Here is a 15,447-nt window from a genome sequence, read left to right on the forward strand (position 1 = left end):
CTCCGGTACGGGCCTGGTCGGCGAACTCGTGCGCCGCGGTGGCGTGGCCCGGGTCGTCGGCGTAGACGCCCGGCCGGTCGCGCAGACACGCCTCGCGTGCGGCCGGCAGCGCGTCGACGCCGACGACCCGGGCCACGCCACCGCGGCGCACGAGTTCGCCGACCAGGCCCGTACCGGAGCCGACGTCGAGGACCGTCATCGAGCCCGGATCCAGCCCGAGGCGCTCGGCCGCGCGCAGGAAGCCCTCGGCCGCGACCTGCGGCGACGTGCACCGCAGCCGTTCCTGGACGACATGCTCGTAGAGCCCTGGTACGGCGTAGATCCGCGTGTACTCGTGCAGGTGCACCGTCTCGTGCCCGCTCAGCGCGATGTACTCGCCGTCTGTCTCCGGCGGGCCGAGGAGACGGACCCCCGCGAACGCATCTGTCATGTCCGCGAGCCTATGCGGGAACGGCCGCGTCGAGGGTGTGATGCCCGTCCCGGGTCCTCCCACGGCCTCGGTCGACACCGGGATGCGGTGATTCGTGTCGGCTACGCTGACCGCGTGGCTCAAGGACATGGCTCGAAGCCCCACCTGCCGGCCGCAGCGGGTTCGGGCCGCGCACCAGGACAGGGTCCGGGCCGGGGCAGACCCGGTCTCATCGACCGCCGCGAGCTGGTCGCCACCCTGGACCGCGCGGCCGAGAAGCCGGTGACGATGATCTCCGCGCCGGCCGGCAGCGGAAAGACCTCGCTCCTGCGCGCCTGGGCCGACCGGCCGGGCCGGGACCGTCGTATCGCGTTCGTGTCCGTACGGCCGAGTCAGCAGGACGCGCAGCTGTTCTGGCTCGCTCTGCTGGACGCGGTCCGCGTCGCGGCCGACGCCGAGGGTGCCGCGGAGCCGCCGCCCGTGGCCCCCGGTTTCAACGGCGGCGCCTTGATCGAGAAGGCGCTGTCCGAGCTCACGGCGTCCGGCGGACCCTTCTACCTCGTCATCGACGACCTGCACGAACTCGACTCCGCGGAAGCCACCGAACAGCTCACGGCCCTGCTGACGCGTCTCCCCCAGGGCGTGCACGCGATCGTGGCCACCCGGCACGACCTGCCACTGCGGCTGCACAGACTGCGGCTGAACGGGGAACTGGCCGAGATCCGCGCGGCCGAACTGCGCTTCACCGAGGCCGAGACCCGTGAGCTGCTCGCCGCCTGCGAAGTAGCGCTGCCCGACGATGTGGCCGGCGTGCTGCATCAGCGTGCCGAGGGCTGGGCAGCCGGGCTGCGGCTCGCGGTGCTCTCGCTGACCGGGCACCCGGATCCCGAACGGTTCGTCGCCGAGTTCTCCGGCAGTCACCGTACGGTCGCCGAGTACCTGATGGCCGAGATGCTGGAGCGCCAACCGGCCGACGTACAAAGGCTGTTGCTGCGCACCTCCCTGCTGGACCGGGTCAACGGCGAGCTGGCCGATCTGCTCACGGGCGCGGCCGGTTCGGAGCGTGTCCTGCTGGAGCTGGAGGACGCCAACGCCTTCGTCGTGTCCCTCGGCCCCGACCGCACATGGTTCCGCTACCACCGTCTGTTCGCCGACCTGCTCCGGCTGGAACTGCGCCGCACCCTCCCGCAGGCCATCCCGGAACTGCACCGACTGGCCGCGCGGTGGTTCGCCGAACACACCCAGACCGCCGACGCCGTACGGCATCTGCAGGCCGCGGGCGACTGGGCCGAGGCCGCCCGTCTGCTCACGGATCACACCGTCAGTCTCACGCTCGACGGACAGGGCGGGACGGTGGTGGCGCTGCTGCGCGGCTTCCGGGCCGGCGCCGGCGAGGACTCCCCGGAGCTGGCGCTGGTGTACGCCAACGCCGACCTGCACCAGCACCGACTGGACGAGGCCCAGGCGCACTTGGAGATCGCCAGGTCGTACGCCGCTACGACACCGCCCGACCGCCGACCCCGGCTGCGGACGGCGATCGCGTCCCTGGAGCTGCTGCTGGCCCGGCTGCGCGGGCACTTCGACGCCGTGTTCGAGCAGGCGGACGCGCTGCCCTCCCCCGCCGCCGGTCACTCCAACACCGAGGTCGCGCTCGCCGGTGACCTACGGGCCCTCGCCCTGCTGAATCTGGGGGTCACCGAGGCCTGGTCGCTGCGGCTCGCCGACAGCGAGCGGCACCTTCTGGAGGGCGCCGCGCTCGCCCATGACATCGGCCGCCCCTACCTGGAGGTCGCCTGCCGCGCCCACCTCGGGTTCGTCTCCGGCGGCCGTTCCTTCGCCCTGGTCCGGCAGCGCTGCGAGGAGGCCATCGCGCTGGCCACGCGGTACGGCTGGGACGCCGAGCCGGTGATCGCGCCCGCGCAGGTGTCCCTCGCCGGGACGTTGATCTGCGCGGGCGAGTTCGACGAAGGGGAACGGTGGCTGAACCGCGCACGGCGGGGCACCCGGTCCGAGGGCGAACCCGGCGTCCGGCTGCTGGTGCGGCTGATCTCCGCGATGCTTCCGGCGGCGCGCGGCCAACTCCGGGAGGCACTGGCCGAGTTGACCGCCGCCGAGCAGGTGCAGGCACACATGGTGGGCCGGCACGGACTCTCGTCCCGGGTGACGGCCTGGACGATGGCCACGCAGGCCCGCCTCGGGATGGTCGACCAGGCGCGGACGCTCCTCGCCGGCCTCGACGACCGGCAGGCCGCCGCCGGCGAGATCCGCACCGCGGCCGCGGTGATCCGCCTCGCCGAGAAGGACCCCGCCGCCGCTCACCGCGAGCTGCGGTCCGTCCTGGACGGCACCGCCCCCGTCAACTCCCTCCTCACCCCGATCGAGGCGCATCTCCTGGACGCACTCGCCTGCCGCGACCTGGGCGACGATCTCGCGGCGGGGGCGGCCGTCGAGCAGGCACTGCACCTGGCCGAGCCGGACCGGGTGGTCCTGCCCTTCGCGACGACCGGTGCCTGGGAACTCCTCGACGCCGTGCAGCACAGGACCTCGCACACCGCGCTGGTCTCCGACATCCTCGACGCCGTACACGGCGGCGCCCCGGCCGGGCCGGACCGGTCGGCCGCGGGACCTGCCGAGGAACTCAGCCCGAGCGAGCTGCGTGTCCTGCGCTATCTGCCGACCAACCTCACCCGGCCCGAGATCGCCGCCGAACTGTCGGTCTCGCCCAACACCGTCAACACCCACATCCGCCGGATCTACGCCAAGCTCGGCGCCAGGGACCGGTCCTCGGCGGTGCAGCGCGGCCGAGAGCTGCGGCTGCTGTCGAACGGCCGCGGCTGAGCCTCGTACGATCGCCGGAATCCGGTACCTCCCTACGATCACCGCAGTCCCGTGCCTCCGTACGATCACCGGAATCCGGTGAGGCGGATTCACCTGGCGCGCGGCGACCATCGGCACATGGGTGATGACCCTGTCCTGTATCAGATCCGGGTCGACGGCCACCTCGGCCCCACCCTGCTGACGGCGTTCCCGACGTTCGCGCCGGAGCGGCAGGGTGCCGAGACGGTGCTCACCGGGCTGCTGCCGGACGCCGCGGCGCTCTTCGGCGTGCTCTCCGAGATCGAGGCCCTCGGTCTGGATCTCCTCGAAGTCCGCAGAGTCCGGCCCCCAGCGAAGGGAGATGCTCCGTGAGCACCGAGCAGCGACAGACCCTCGACGCGATCCTGCGTCAGTCCGCCTTCCCCGTCGGCAGTTCCGTCGACGAACAACGGCGCCAGCTCCGCGAGTTGACGTCGGCGCAGCCGCTGCCGCCTGAAGTGACCGTTAAATCGGGCGAGTTGGGCAGTGTTCCGGTCTCCGAGGTCACGGTCGACGGGGTCGAACCCCGGCATGTCGTCCTGTACTTCCACGGCGGTGTCTACGTCCTCGGCGACGCGCTCAGCGCCGCGGGCCTGGCCTCGCAGGTCGGCCGACGGACCGGTGCCAGGGCCTTCTCCGTCGACTACCGGCTCGCCCCCGAACACCCGTATCCGGCAGCGGTGGACGACGCGTTGGCAGCCTACGAAGCCCTCCTGCGGGACGGCACGGCCCCCTCGGACATCGTCTTCGCGGGCGAGTCGGCCGGCGGTGGACTCGCCGTCGCCACGCTGGTCAACGCCCGCGAGCACGGACTGCCCCTGCCCGCGGCCACGTACGCCATGTCGCCGTACGCCGACCTCACGCTGGCCGGGACGAGCATCGACGCCAAGCACGACGTCGATCCGCTGCTAAGCCGGGAGCTCCTCGAACCCCGGGTCAGCGACTACACGGCGGGAGGGGACGCCGGGCTCGGCCTGATCAGCCCCGTCTTCGCGGACCTCTCCGGTCTGCCGCCCCTCCTCATCCAGGTCGGCTCCCACGAGGTCCTCCTCGACGACGCCGTACGCCTCGCCCAGCAGGCCGCCGCGGCGGACGTGGAGGTCACGCTGGAGGTCACCCCTGGGGTACCGCACGTCTTCCAGGCCTACGGTCCGCTCCTGGACGAAGCGACCGTCGCGCTGGACAGCGCCGGACGGTTCCTGACCGCGCGGCTCACCGGTGCGAACGCGTGACGTGACCGGAGAGCGCCGGGACCAGGGGTGACTCCGAACGGGTCCTGGCGGCTCAGCGCGCCGTCAGGCCGACGATCCGCCACAGCCCGTCGTTGCTGCTGCCGGCGGTGTACGCGTCCCCGGACGCCGCCAGCGAGAAGCTGAAGCTGTTGACCCCGACGAGGTTGGTGACGTGGGACTGGACGCCGGTGACGGGGTTCACGCGCTTCACTTCGTGGACCACCTGGAAGTAGACCAGGCCGTCGGGGCCGACCGAGATCGACGTGGGTTCGTAGGCCTGGGTGACCAGTGTGCGGGTCGCACCGGTGGTCACGTTCGTCTGCAGAATGCGGCCGGTCATCATGTCCGCGGTGTAGGCGAGTCCTGCCTTGTCGAACGCGAGGCCGTACGAGAACCCGAGGCCCGTGGCCACCACGCGCGCCGCCCCGCCGTCCGGGACCGCGACGATCTCTCCGTTGCCGTCGGTGACATAGGTGGTGGTGCCGACGCGTGCCACGCCGAAGAGCGAGGGCAGGCCGGAGGCCAGGGTCCGGCGGCTGCCCGTGGCGAGCGAGACCTGCTGAAGCACGCCGTCGAAGTTGGTGATGTACGCGTTGCCGTCCGCGACGGCCACTCCCCGGAGGTTGCCCAGACCGGTGGTGACCGTGGTGAGCGCTCCGGAGGCCAGGTCGAGCTTGAGCAGATCGCCTCCGGAGTACGCCAGATACAGCGACCCCGCATTGTCCGGAGCGATGGCGACCGGGGAACCGGCCCCCGGCGCGATCTGCACACACGCCGTGGACGGGCACTTGACGTCACCCGCCGCCGCAACCGCCGGAGTGGCCACGGTCATTGCGGTGCCCGTCGCCAGTAACGCGCCGAGGGCGAGCGCCACGCCCAGCGCGCGCCCGCGGCTGCCGAGAGAGCGGGCGGGTCGGTCGAGCGGGAAGCGCGTCGCGGTCCTAGATCTCATCGTTGAGTCCATCCGTTCCTGTGCGTCGACGATCGGAGGCCCACGGGATCGCCGCGGGCACTGCACTGGCTACGTACTGCTGCTCGTTGAGGTTCACGAGGCCGAGAGATTGCGGCAATTGCAAGGCGTCGGCTCTCCCCAGGACAGCCGACACCCTCCTTCCCTTCGGGTCAGCGGCGGTACGAGCGGCAGTGGAGGGCGTTCTCCACCGCGGCGGCCATGGCCTGCTGGCCCTGGGCGTTGGGGTGCGCGGGTGCGGCCGGAGCCGTCGCGACCAGGGGCTCGATCCAGCGCTCTCCGGCCGGCCGGCACATGTCGTGCCCCACGGTGGGGGTGTAGGTGTCGACGTAGCCCGCGCCGTTCGCCGAAGCCTGGCTCGCGAGCATCGAGTTGAGCTTCTTCTCGGTGTCCCGCAGATAGGCGAAGTCACCGGCCGCGATCGGTACGGCGGACCCGGTGCAGCCGACCCCGTCCTCCGGGAACAGGTCGGGATAGCCGACCACCACGACCTTGGCGTACGGCGCCCGCTCCCGGACGGCGTCCAGCGCGGCGGCGATCTTCGGAGCGATGTCGTTGACCCGCTGCTCCAGCCGGTCGGTGCCGTCGCTCGTGAAGAACGTCTGACAGGGGTGGCCCGTCGGGTCCTTGGACGTCAGGCCGGCGCAGGTGGCGAGGTTGTTGGAGAAGCCGAGGTCGTTGCCGCCGACGGTCAGGGTGACCACGTCCGTGTCGGCGCTGAGCGCGTCCAGCTGCGGCGGCTGCGCACCCTGCGGTCCGGCCAGGGCCGTCGTCGTGGCGCCCGAGCAACTGACGTCCGTCAGCTGCCAGTTCCGCGCCGCCGCGAGCAGCGACGGATAGTTCCCGTCGGACCGCGCGCACGCGGTGTCGACCTGGGTCGGGATGCCGGGGCCGGAGGCGTACGAGTCGCCCAGCGCGACATAGTCGACGGTGCGCGCGGTGGGTCGCGCGGTGGATATCGAGGCACTCGCCGCGGTCGCGCCCGCGGCGGACAGGGCCATCGCGCAACACGCCACCAGCGTGCCGCGCAGCAGGCCTCTGCGGCCGGGGGAACTCTTGGTCTGCTTGTTCAAGTCCATCCATTCGTCAAGCCCCCTGGGTGGCGGGGGCATCGTCCTGGCGAAACGTCAAACGGCTTGCGCGCCAAGGAGGTTCACCAGTTCGCGGTGACCGCTATCGGTTGTGGCTGCGCCGGAGGTGGGATTCGGCGTAGGCATGCGTGCGGAAGGCGAGGACGGGGTCGTCGGAGAGCTGGATGCCGGGGGTGATTCGGGTGGGGTTGAAGGCTTGCGTGTCCCAGGGGTCCTGGTCGTCGGCGGGTGCGGTGATCTCCAGGCGGCCGGCGGTGATCTCCTCGCGCCCGTCGGGCCAGACGGTGCTGGGATCGTGGGTGGGGTCGTCGGGGTCGGCGAGTTGCACCCGTAGGTCGAACGCCACTGGCCCGTGGACGAGTCGCCGGTGCAGTTCGTCGGTGAGGTAGTGGGCGGTGCGGGTGGCCGCCTCGTCCGGCGTCAGGTCGGCGCGTCCGGCTTCCGGTTCCCAGCGGTACCGCACGGGCTGCCTGGCGCCGGCCGCGTCGACCCAGATGAAGGCATGGATGGCCCAGTAGGCGGCGCAGGCGTAGCTGACGGGTATGGGTGGCTGCTGCGCGACGGCTTCGGCCAGGTGGGGATGGGCACCGACGAACGCGTGTACGCGGGCCGGGTCCGGCTGATGGGTCTCCGAGTCGGGCCGCAGTGCTTCGGTCAGCTCCAGGAACTCTCTGGGCGTCGAGGCGACGAACCGCGGGACGGTGAGGGCGACGAGGTCGGTGTCACTGCCGTCGTGCAGATGGAAACGAGTGGCCATGCCACGGGTGACCGGAGCGGTGTCGGGAGTGTGCGGATTCCCCTCGGAGTTCGAGAACCGTACGGTGGCCGCGACCGGCCGTGTCTGCAGATGCGCGGCCGTGGTCAGAGCGGCCGCGGCCCCGGAGGGGATGAAGGTGGCCCGGAAGCAGGCACCCCGGGCGCTGGACCGGCGATATCCCGGATGCCTCCCGCTCATGCGCTCCATGCTGTCGACGACCTGGACGGCCAGGGTCTGATCGGTGGAACTGCTCGGCATGTCATTCCTTCGAAGACGAAACACTGGCGTGTACGGGCGGACCGCCCTCCGACGAGCCCGGCGCGGGCGTCGTCACACGCGCACTACGAGCCGCTCCGGACCCCGGTTCACTCTTGTCAGCGATGCCGGCCCGGGCCGTTCAGCACTCCGCTGAAGCCGGCCGGCACGGAAGGGTTGTCGGCCAGCCAGGCCCGTACTCGATCCGCCCCGATCTCGCTGCTGGGGCCGGACTTGAAGTAGGCGTCCAGCTGGTCCAGCAGGGCGCCCACCGCGCGGCGAGCCAGCGGCTCGCGTACGCGGTCGAGTGCCTCGCGGGCGAGGTCCATCCACATCCGCGCGTCGGTGGCGGCCGAGGGCGTGGGTGGGCCGAACGTCGCCACCGCCACCAGGCCGACGGCGGACATCGCTCTGCGGTCGAGCGGCGCGGTGGGGCTGTCCCACACGCCGGCGAAGATCGCCCGCGCGTCCGGGAAGCGGCCCGCGTGGAACGCCAGGGCTCCGCGCAGGATGGCCGCCGCCGCTCGGAGGTCGTCCGCGCTCAGTTCGTCGGCGAGCCGGACCACCTCCGAGAGCCGGATCTCGGCCGTCTCGACCGCGCCCTCCGCGATGTCCAGGCACACGTTCCTGAGGGCCGCGTACGCGTACTGGCCACGCGCACCGATGGAACGGAGGATGCGCGCCGCCTCGGTCCAGTGCGCGCGGGCGTGGTCGCGGAGGCCGGCGCTCTCGTCGGCGTCGCCGCGGAGTGTGAGGGAGCATGCCGTGGCGAAGTCGTCGCCGGAGGCGCGTGCCGCGGCGACGGCGGCCTCGCCATGACCACGGGCGCCGTCGATGTCGCCGAGTTGGAGGCAGTACGTCGTCCAGTTGGTCAGAAGGATCGCTCGCTCCCAGTGGAACTCGGTGCCTGCTACGCCCTGTTCGGCCCGTACGAAGAGTTCCTCGACGTCGGTCTGTCCGTTGAGCATGGCGTGGAGCGGCTCGTAGCAGGGCCCCAGGACGGCGAGTTCGGGGTTCTTCGCCTGGCGCCAGGCCGCCTTGTACCGGTCGATGAAGTAGCTGCCCTCCGCATGCCGGCCGATCACGTGGTTGAGCCAGACGAGCCAGGCCAGGGCGTAGAAGAGGGCCCGTTCGTCCTCATCGGTGGGCGGCTCGGCCCCTTGTTCAGCTGCGGTGTCGTAGGCCCGCAGGCTGCGTTGGAGCCGGTCGATCCCTTCTTCCTCGCGGCCGCTGATGATCCAGTAGCTGCCTCGGCGGGCTTCCAGTCGCAGTGCCTGGGCCGTTCTCGACCGGGCCATCATGAGGTCCGAGGCGGCCCTGATGTTGGCGGATTCGGCGGTGTGCCGTCTGTTCCACTCGCCCTGGTCGCCGGGCGCGATTCCGTCCGTGCTCTCGGGTACGGAACTCAGGGCCCAGGCCATGAAGCGTTCCTCCGCCTCGGCGGCCCGTCCTTCCTCCCGGAGTCGGGTGAGCGCGTACTCGCGGACCGTCTCCAGCATCCGCAGCCGACTTCCGTCGGGCGTGGAGACGGTGAACAGCAGGGATTTGTCGACCAGTTGGGCCAGCACCTGGAGGATCTCGTGGTGGTCCGTCTCGGGGAGCCGGATCGTCGTCTCGGCCACGTCGAGGGAGCAACCGCCTACGTACAGGGCGAGTTCGGTCAGCACCCGCTGCTCGGTGGTGTCGAGGAGGGCGTAGCTCCAGTCGAGGACGGCGCGCAGGGTGCGGTGCCGGGCGGGAGCGGTCCGCTTTCCCTTGGCCAGCAGGGCGAAGCGGTTGTCGAGGCGGAGTTCGATCTCGCGTACCGGCAGCAACCGCACGTGTGCGGCGGCGAGTTCGACCGCGAGCGGCAGGCCGTCCAGTCGGCGGCACAGCGAGCGGATGTCGTCCATCGCCGTCTCGTCCGCGGTGAAGGACGGGTCGATCATGACGGCGCGGGTGCGGAAGAGTTCCGCTGCTTCGCCGTCGGGCAGCGGCGCCAGGGGGTACAGCGTCTCGCCCGCGACGGCCAGCGGGGCCCTGCTGGTCGCCAGAACGGTCAGTGCGGGGCACCGGCCGAGCAGGACGGCCGTGAGCGGGGCGACCGCGTCGAGCAGGTGCTCGCAGTTGTCGAGCACGAGAAGCGCCCGCCGTCCGGCGAGGAACGAGGTGAGCCGGCGCACGTAGTCGTGCGGTGGCTGGTCCGGGCGGACCGACGCGTCGGACAGGCCCAGAGCCCCGGCGATCGCCGGGAGGACGCCCGCGCCGTCGGCGGAGGCCAGATCGACCCACCACACACCGTCGTACGAGGACTCCATCAGCGCGCAGGTCTCAAGGACGAGGCGGGTCTTGCCGACACCGCCCGGTCCTACGACGGTCACCAGCCGCTCGCGGTCCAGGACCGCACGCAGTCGGCCGAGTTCCTCGGCGCGGCCGACGAACGGGCCGAGCGGGTGGTCCGGGCCGCCTGCACCGGGCGTGGGGTGGGAATCGGGGGGCGCGGGGGAAAGCCGTACGGAGTCCGCGGTCGTCGCCCTGGGGCGCGGGTCGGCTGTCAGCAACTCCTCGTGCAGGGAACGCAGTTCGGGGGACGGGTCGACGCCCAGCTCGGTTCTCAGCAGTCTGCGGCCCGTTTCGTAGACGTCCAGGGCCTCGGCGTGGCGGCCGCAGCGGTGGAGGGCGAGCATCAGGCGGGCCCGGGAGCGCTCGCGCAGGGGGGCGGCGGCGACGAGGGCCGTCAGTTCGGGGACCAGTTCCTCCGCGCGGCCGAGTTCGAGGCCCGCGGCGCCGGCGTCCTCCTGTGCGCTGTGGCGCAGTTCCTCAAGGCGCAGACGTTCGGCGTCGAAGACCCGGCCCTTGAGGTCCTCCAGCGCGCGGCCCCGCCACAGTGCCAGGCCCCGGCGGAGAGTGTCCTCCGCCCGCCGGTACGCCCCGGCCTCCAGGTGCTCGCGCCCTTCGTGGACCGCCGCCTCGAAGCGGACCGTGTCGAGGTCGTCCTCCGGTCCCAGGGCGAAGCGGTATCCGCCGTGCCTCGACTGCAGACGCCCCTCCTGGCCCCGTGCCGCGAGCGCCGCGCGCACCTTGGTCACCTGGACCTGAAGCGCGTTGACCGGGTCCTTGGCGTCTCGGTCCTCCCAGAGTTCGTCGATGAGGGTGTCGCGGCGCACGACCGCTCCCCCGGCCAGCAGCAGCCGGCCGACGACCGCGCGGGAGACGGCGCCCGGAAGCGCGATGGCGCCGCTCCCGTCGGCCAGCTCCAGACGGCCGAGCAGGCGGAGGTGCAGGGCGTCATCGTTCATGCGTCAGCCTTCATGCGTCAGCCTTCATCAGCGGTTCCGATGTTCGAATCCCAGGTCTCCGAGCATGTCCGTGACCGTACGAGACGGGGAGTGGTTACCGGCAAGGCACATTGGTACCCGTTGGGTACTGTTGCCGTATGACGAAGACATCGGGCCTCTGCGACGACCCCAAGAGCGTCTATTCGGCCGCCTGTCCCTGCCGCGACATGCTGGACCTGCTCGCCAACAAGTGGAGCGCTCTGGCACTGGGCGCACTGGAGGAGGGGCCCCAGCGTTTCGGCGCGCTGCGCGCCCGGCTGCAGGGCGTGAGCCCCAAGGTGCTCACCCAGACCCTGCGCCGCCTGGAGGACTACGGCCTGGTCGACCGGCAGATCTACGCGGAGGTGCCGCCCCGCGTCGAGTACAGCCTGACCCCGCTCGGCAAGGACGCCTGCGCGCCGCTCTCCCATCTGCGCACCTGGGTGGAGCAGAACATCGACCGGTTCCCGGAATCCGCCTGACCCCACGGCATCCTGGATGCCTCGCAACGGCCTCACCTCAATGGTTCCCATTGGGAAGTAGACTCCCTTGATGGTTACTACCTCCCGATAGGTACCGTGCGGGTCGTGGCCGCCGGTCCTCGTCGGCCCACCGCACCTGTCGAGGAGATCCGTGATGAGTGAGCCCTGGAAGTCGACGACCATGCCCGCCGTCGCCTACCGCAAGAGCCTGCCGATCGACGACACCGAGAGCCTGGTGGACGTCGAACTGCCCGTGCCGCAGCCGGGTCCGCACGATCTGCTGGTCCAGGTGGAGGCCATCGCGGTCAACCCCGTCGACTACAAGATCCGGCAGAGCAACGACCCGGGCGGCGAGCCCAAGGTGCTCGGCTGGGACGCCGCGGGCCGGGTCGTCGCGGTCGGTGACGAGGTGGAGTTGTTCGAGGTCGGCGACGAGGTCTTCTACGCCGGCGCGCTGAACCGGCCGGGCACCAACTCCCGCTTCCACGCGGTCGACGAGCGCATCGTCGGTCACAAGCCCCGCACGCTCTCCTTCGCCGAGGCGGCGGCGCTGCCGCTGACCTCCCTCACCGCCTGGGAGGGCCTGTTCGAGCGCCTCGGTCTGCGCGAGGGCGCTTCGGCGGAGACCGGCACCCTGCTGGTGACCGCTGCGGCGGGCGGTGTCGGGGCGATGGTGGCTCAACTGGCCCGCGCCCTCACGGGCTTGACCGTGATCGGCACCGCCTCCCGCCCGGAGACAGTCGAGTTCGCCCACCGGATGGGCGTGACGCACGTGGTCGACCACCACCGTCCGCTGCCCGCGCAGGTGGCCGAGGTGGCGCCCGGCGGCCTCGACCACATCTTCGGCACCGCGGGCACGGACAAGAACCTCGGCGCGTACGCCGACATGCTCAAGCCGTTCGGGCAGTTGCTCGCCATCGACGACTTCGGTCCCGTGGAGATCGGCCTGCTGAAGGCGAAGAGCATCTCCTTTCACTGGGAACTCATGTTCACGCGCTCGCTGTTCCACACTCCGGACGAGGTGACGCAGCACCACATCCTCGACCGGATCGCCGAGCTCGTGGACGAGGGCGCCCTGCGGACCACGGCCACCCAGGACCTCGGCACGATCAACGCGGCCCATCTGCGCGAGGCGCACCGGATCCTGGAGTCCGGCAGCACCATCGGCAAGGTGACGCTCACCGGATTCTGAGCCTTTCGTGAACCTCCTTGTTCTACGCCCCGTCTACAGACCGGAAGAGGAACAGGCCTTCTCGGAACCATGGAAACGTGACGAGCATGCGAGTGATGAGGTTCACGCCGGAGCAGCGAATCGGTCATCTGCTCGGCTGGGCAGCCGAATGGGACGGAACAAGGCGAGGTCGGAGCATGTGGGCGTACTCCCTGAGTCTGGGAGGCTCTCACGCCCTTCTGAACGACTGGGTCAACAACGAGAGGCTCATGAATCTCCTGACCCCGGAAGAAAGGAGCAGGGTGGACGCGGCGCGCCGGCGGGCGAATCGGCGCGAGACCGTCGCGCAGCGTGGAGCGCGGTGACGACGTATACGCGTCCGCCATTCGCCGAATTCGCCGTCCCTCGGAATCGGATCGTCGTCTCCGCGGGGCGTGCTCACGGGGTGTAGCCCCGCTTGGTCAGCGCGGCGCGGAGGGCCTTGAGGGCCAGGTGGGTCCGGGATTTGACCGTGCCCGGCGGTATGCCCAGCGTTTTCGCCGTCCGGGCCACGGACTGGTCCAGGAACTCGACGTGGACGAGGATCTCGCGATGCTGCAAGGTCAGGTCTCCCAGGGCCTCGCGCACGAGCTTCCTGGTGAGGGCCGGGTCCATGGACTCCGGACCGGGCATGTCGTTGAGCGCGGTGTCGACGGTCTCCGGCGGGCGGGCCTTGCGGGCTCGGTAGCCGTCGATGACGAGGTTGCGGACGACCGTGATGAGCCACGGCCGGAGGCCCTCGGCGTCGGGATCGAGGATGTCGGCGTTCTGCCAGGCGCGCAGGACGGCCTCCTGGACCAGGTCCTGGGCCTGGTGGCTGTCGCCCAGGAGCAGTCCGGTGGTCACTCTCAGCAGGAACACCCCGTGCTTGTCGTAGAGGGCACGGATGAACGCGTCGTCGCGCGCCCTGTCACGCGTCCCGCCGGTCCGGTCCGGCTGGGTGTCCCGGACTTCTGTGCTGTGCCTCATCGCCACGTTCCCCCGGTGCGCCGTGGGTCGAGGCACGGCGCACTCATTCGTTGAAAGCTGAACGGGGAAACTTTCGGGGGGACCTCTTGCCGACCACTTGATGTCCGCTTGCTCTTCCGGCGTCCGTGAGGACAGCCGTGGGAAAGGCGCGTGTCACCTCTGGTCGGACGGGCGTGTCACCCCTGGTCGGGGACCTGGGCCCGGGCGGCTCGGACCGCCGACTCCCGCAGTTCGGCGAGTCTGCCGGTCCAGTTGCCCAGCATGTCCTCGTCGTGTAGTCCGCGGACCGCGGCGAGCGTGGTGCGGATCCCGTCCACGTCGCCCGCGCAGACCGGGCACTGCCGTACGTGTCTGTCGACGACGACGGTCTCCGCGGGGTCGAGGGCCGCCATGGCGTAGGCGGCCAGTGCGGTGGTCTCCTGTTCGCATGTCACCGTGCGGTCTCCTGGAATCAGGTCGGTGTCCCGACGGCTCGGCGTGGTCCTATTCCGGAGCGATGGCGTGGTTGTTGACCCGGAAGAGGTTGAAAGGGTCGTACTGCCTCTTCAGGGCGCGCAGGCGCGTCAGGTCGGCGGCGGTGTAGACGTCCTCCGCCCGATCCTCACGACCGGCGAAGTTCGTGTACGCGAGGCCGGTGGCCCAGCGTCTGAGGCGCTCGATCATCCCGCCCAGCATGGCCGTCCCGGCCTCGACGACCTCCGGCGGACCGACGGTCGCTCCCCATACGTTGAACTCGGCGTCCCGGGCCGCGACGGGTGCCGCCGCGGCCGGCCGGTCCGCCAACGCCCCGCCGAGGTGCCTGAGTTCCAAGGCCGTGACGAGACCGCCGGCGGCCACCTGGGCGCTCTCCACAAGGGAGTTGACGGCCTGGGCCGGCAACTCGGCCAGCAGGGCGCCCTGTTCCTCGTACGGGAAGGGATCCGCGGGGTCGGTGTGCACGACGGCGTACGCGCTGTAGGGGTGGCGGCCGATCGTGTCGAGCACGCCCTCGCCGATGGCGCGGAAGGGCGCGATGAGTTTCTCGGCCTCCTCGTCGGAGCCGAGGTGGGTCACCCGGACGTGGGCGAGGAAGCGGCCGCGCAGTGGTGGGGGAATCTCCGGGGCCTGCGGGAAGTTGAGCAGCGCCACCGAGCAGGTGAAGGCGTCGGGCGCGTCACGGACGACTTCTGGGAAGGCGCGGAGCACGGCCTCGACGTGCTCGGCGGGGAAGTGGATCCCGCCGCCGTAGAAGGAGGTCACGGGGAAGAGCCGGATCTCCAGCTCGGTCACGACGCCGAAGTTGCTGCGACCGCCGCGCAGTCCCCAGAACAGCTCCGGTTCCACCTCCGCGGAGACGCGACGCAGCGTGCCGTCCGGGGTGACGACCTCGATCTCGACGACGTGGTCGGCGGCCCAGCCGAAGGACCGGCCCAGGAACGGGCTGAGTCCGCCGCCGAGGGTGAAGCCCACGACCCCGATCACCGGGCTGGATCCGTTCAGCGGTGCGAGGCCCGCCGCCTGGGCGGGATCCACCACGTCCGACCAGAGCGCGCCCGCGCCGACGCGGGCCACGGCACGCTCGGCGTCGATCTCGACCGTACGCATCGCGCCCGTCGTGACGAGCAGGAAGTCGTCCTCGGCGGGGAACGGCTGGTGCCCGGTGGCCATGACCCCGACGGGCAGGTCACGCGCGGCGGCGAAACCGACCGCCGCCTGCACGTCGGTGGCGGTGGCCGCCGCCACGACCAGGCAAGGCCGGTGCTGCGAACGGAGGTTGAAGCCCGCGATCGCTCCCGTGTAGCCCGTGTCGTCCGGGGTGAACACGGATCCCTCGATCCGCTCGGCCAGTTCGGCGACGGCATCCTCTCCGGGATCGGTCCGCCCCTGGTACTCGGTCATGGTGCTGTGCCTTTCGTCGGCGACGGCCGTGTGGGGAGCATG

At 71.1% G+C, this 15,447-nt stretch carries 12 protein-coding genes and 1 pseudogene; 5 read left to right on the forward strand and 8 right to left on the reverse strand.

The features are described 5' to 3' along the window. Positions 1 to 430: pseudogene (locus ACWDR3_RS11685) on the reverse strand (hypothetical protein); the annotation flags it as partial. A 114-nt stretch (positions 431 to 544) separates the two neighbouring features. Here ACWDR3_RS11685 and ACWDR3_RS11690 point away from each other — a divergent pair. The 3 genes from ACWDR3_RS11690 to ACWDR3_RS11700 all read left to right on the forward strand — a co-directional run bounded on the left by ACWDR3_RS11690 (position 545) and on the right by ACWDR3_RS11700 (position 4,497). Further along, positions 545 to 3,247 (forward strand): AAA family ATPase, encoded by a 2,703-nt coding sequence (locus ACWDR3_RS11690; protein ID WP_450352296.1) that lies wholly within the window; start codon positions 545 to 547, stop codon positions 3,245 to 3,247. 117 nt (positions 3,248 to 3,364) lie between these two features. Further along, on the forward strand, positions 3,365 to 3,598 hold the full coding sequence (locus ACWDR3_RS11695) for a hypothetical protein (protein WP_450352297.1): 234 nt from the start codon (positions 3,365 to 3,367) through the stop codon (positions 3,596 to 3,598). Then, positions 3,595 to 4,497: an alpha/beta hydrolase gene (locus ACWDR3_RS11700; protein ID WP_450352298.1), complete on the forward strand. Its 903-nt coding sequence runs from the start codon at positions 3,595 to 3,597 to the stop codon at positions 4,495 to 4,497. The genes ACWDR3_RS11695 and ACWDR3_RS11700 overlap by 4 nt, the downstream gene beginning before the upstream one ends. A 52-nt stretch (positions 4,498 to 4,549) precedes the next feature. Here ACWDR3_RS11700 and ACWDR3_RS11705 read toward each other — a convergent pair whose 3' ends face one another. The 4 genes from ACWDR3_RS11705 to ACWDR3_RS11720 all read right to left on the reverse strand — a co-directional run bounded on the left by ACWDR3_RS11705 (position 4,550) and on the right by ACWDR3_RS11720 (position 10,848). Continuing rightward, entirely contained in the window at positions 4,550 to 5,449 is a 900-nt protein-coding gene (locus tag ACWDR3_RS11705; protein ID WP_450352299.1) for a hypothetical protein, read from the reverse strand. A gap of 170 nt (positions 5,450 to 5,619) precedes the next feature. Next, the gene (locus tag ACWDR3_RS11710; protein ID WP_450352300.1) at positions 5,620 to 6,546 is read right to left on the reverse strand and encodes an SGNH/GDSL hydrolase family protein; all 927 of its coding nucleotides are present in this window, start codon (positions 6,544 to 6,546) and stop codon (positions 5,620 to 5,622) included. A 94-nt stretch (positions 6,547 to 6,640) separates the two neighbouring features. Then, entirely contained in the window at positions 6,641 to 7,573 is a 933-nt protein-coding gene (locus ACWDR3_RS11715) for a catalase family peroxidase (protein WP_450352301.1), read from the reverse strand. A 116-nt stretch (positions 7,574 to 7,689) separates the two neighbouring features. Further along, positions 7,690 to 10,848, reverse strand: a complete 3,159-nt coding sequence (locus ACWDR3_RS11720) for an AfsR/SARP family transcriptional regulator (protein ID WP_450352302.1) — start codon at positions 10,846 to 10,848, stop codon at positions 7,690 to 7,692. Between the two features lie 206 nt (positions 10,849 to 11,054). On the opposite strand from ACWDR3_RS11720, the gene ACWDR3_RS11725 reads away from it, so the two are divergent. Next, positions 11,055 to 11,348, forward strand: a complete 294-nt coding sequence (locus tag ACWDR3_RS11725; RefSeq protein WP_450352369.1) for a winged helix-turn-helix transcriptional regulator — start codon at positions 11,055 to 11,057, stop codon at positions 11,346 to 11,348. Between the two features lie 154 nt (positions 11,349 to 11,502). Then, a complete protein-coding gene (locus ACWDR3_RS11730) occupies positions 11,503 to 12,540 on the forward strand; it encodes a zinc-binding alcohol dehydrogenase family protein (RefSeq protein WP_450352303.1) in 1,038 nt (345 codons plus the stop codon). Positions 12,541 to 12,957: 417 nt separating this feature from the next. On the opposite strand, the gene ACWDR3_RS11735 is transcribed toward ACWDR3_RS11730, so the two are convergent. From ACWDR3_RS11735 to ACWDR3_RS11745, 3 genes are all read right to left on the reverse strand, one after another. Beyond that, complete coding sequence (locus ACWDR3_RS11735; protein ID WP_450352304.1) at positions 12,958 to 13,527, reverse strand: sigma-70 family RNA polymerase sigma factor; 570 nt, start codon at positions 13,525 to 13,527, stop codon at positions 12,958 to 12,960. Positions 13,528 to 13,703: 176 nt separating this feature from the next. Further along, positions 13,704 to 13,961 (reverse strand): zf-HC2 domain-containing protein, encoded by a 258-nt coding sequence (locus ACWDR3_RS11740; protein ID WP_450352305.1) that lies wholly within the window; start codon positions 13,959 to 13,961, stop codon positions 13,704 to 13,706. 49 nt (positions 13,962 to 14,010) lie between these two features. Next, positions 14,011 to 15,405, reverse strand: a complete 1,395-nt coding sequence (locus ACWDR3_RS11745) for an FAD-binding oxidoreductase (protein WP_450352306.1) — start codon at positions 15,403 to 15,405, stop codon at positions 14,011 to 14,013. Positions 15,406 to 15,447: the final 42 nt, after the last annotated feature.

Source organism: Streptomyces sp. NPDC001002 (assembly GCF_053599215.1).

Bases quoted from the DNA above. Each gene is read 5' to 3' on its own strand.
- ACWDR3_RS11715 (WP_450352301.1), bottom strand. From the start codon at position 7,573: ATGCCGAGCAGTTCCACCGATCAGACCCTGGCCGTCCAGGTCGTCGAC.
- ACWDR3_RS11735 (WP_450352304.1), bottom strand. From the start codon at position 13,527: ATGAGGCACAGCACAGAAGTCCGGGACACCCAGCCGGACCGGACCGGC.
- ACWDR3_RS11720 (WP_450352302.1), bottom strand. From the start codon at position 10,848: ATGAACGATGACGCCCTGCACCTCCGCCTGCTCGGCCGTCTGGAGCTG.
- ACWDR3_RS11710 (WP_450352300.1), bottom strand. From the start codon at position 6,546: ATGGACTTGAACAAGCAGACCAAGAGTTCCCCCGGCCGCAGAGGCCTG.
- ACWDR3_RS11745 (WP_450352306.1), bottom strand. From the start codon at position 15,405: ATGACCGAGTACCAGGGGCGGACCGATCCCGGAGAGGATGCCGTCGCC.
- ACWDR3_RS11730 (WP_450352303.1), top strand. From the start codon at position 11,503: ATGAGTGAGCCCTGGAAGTCGACGACCATGCCCGCCGTCGCCTACCGC.
- ACWDR3_RS11725 (WP_450352369.1), top strand. From the start codon at position 11,055: ATGCTGGACCTGCTCGCCAACAAGTGGAGCGCTCTGGCACTGGGCGCA.
- ACWDR3_RS11695 (WP_450352297.1), top strand. From the start codon at position 3,365: ATGGGTGATGACCCTGTCCTGTATCAGATCCGGGTCGACGGCCACCTC.
- ACWDR3_RS11705 (WP_450352299.1), bottom strand. From the start codon at position 5,449: ATGAGATCTAGGACCGCGACGCGCTTCCCGCTCGACCGACCCGCCCGC.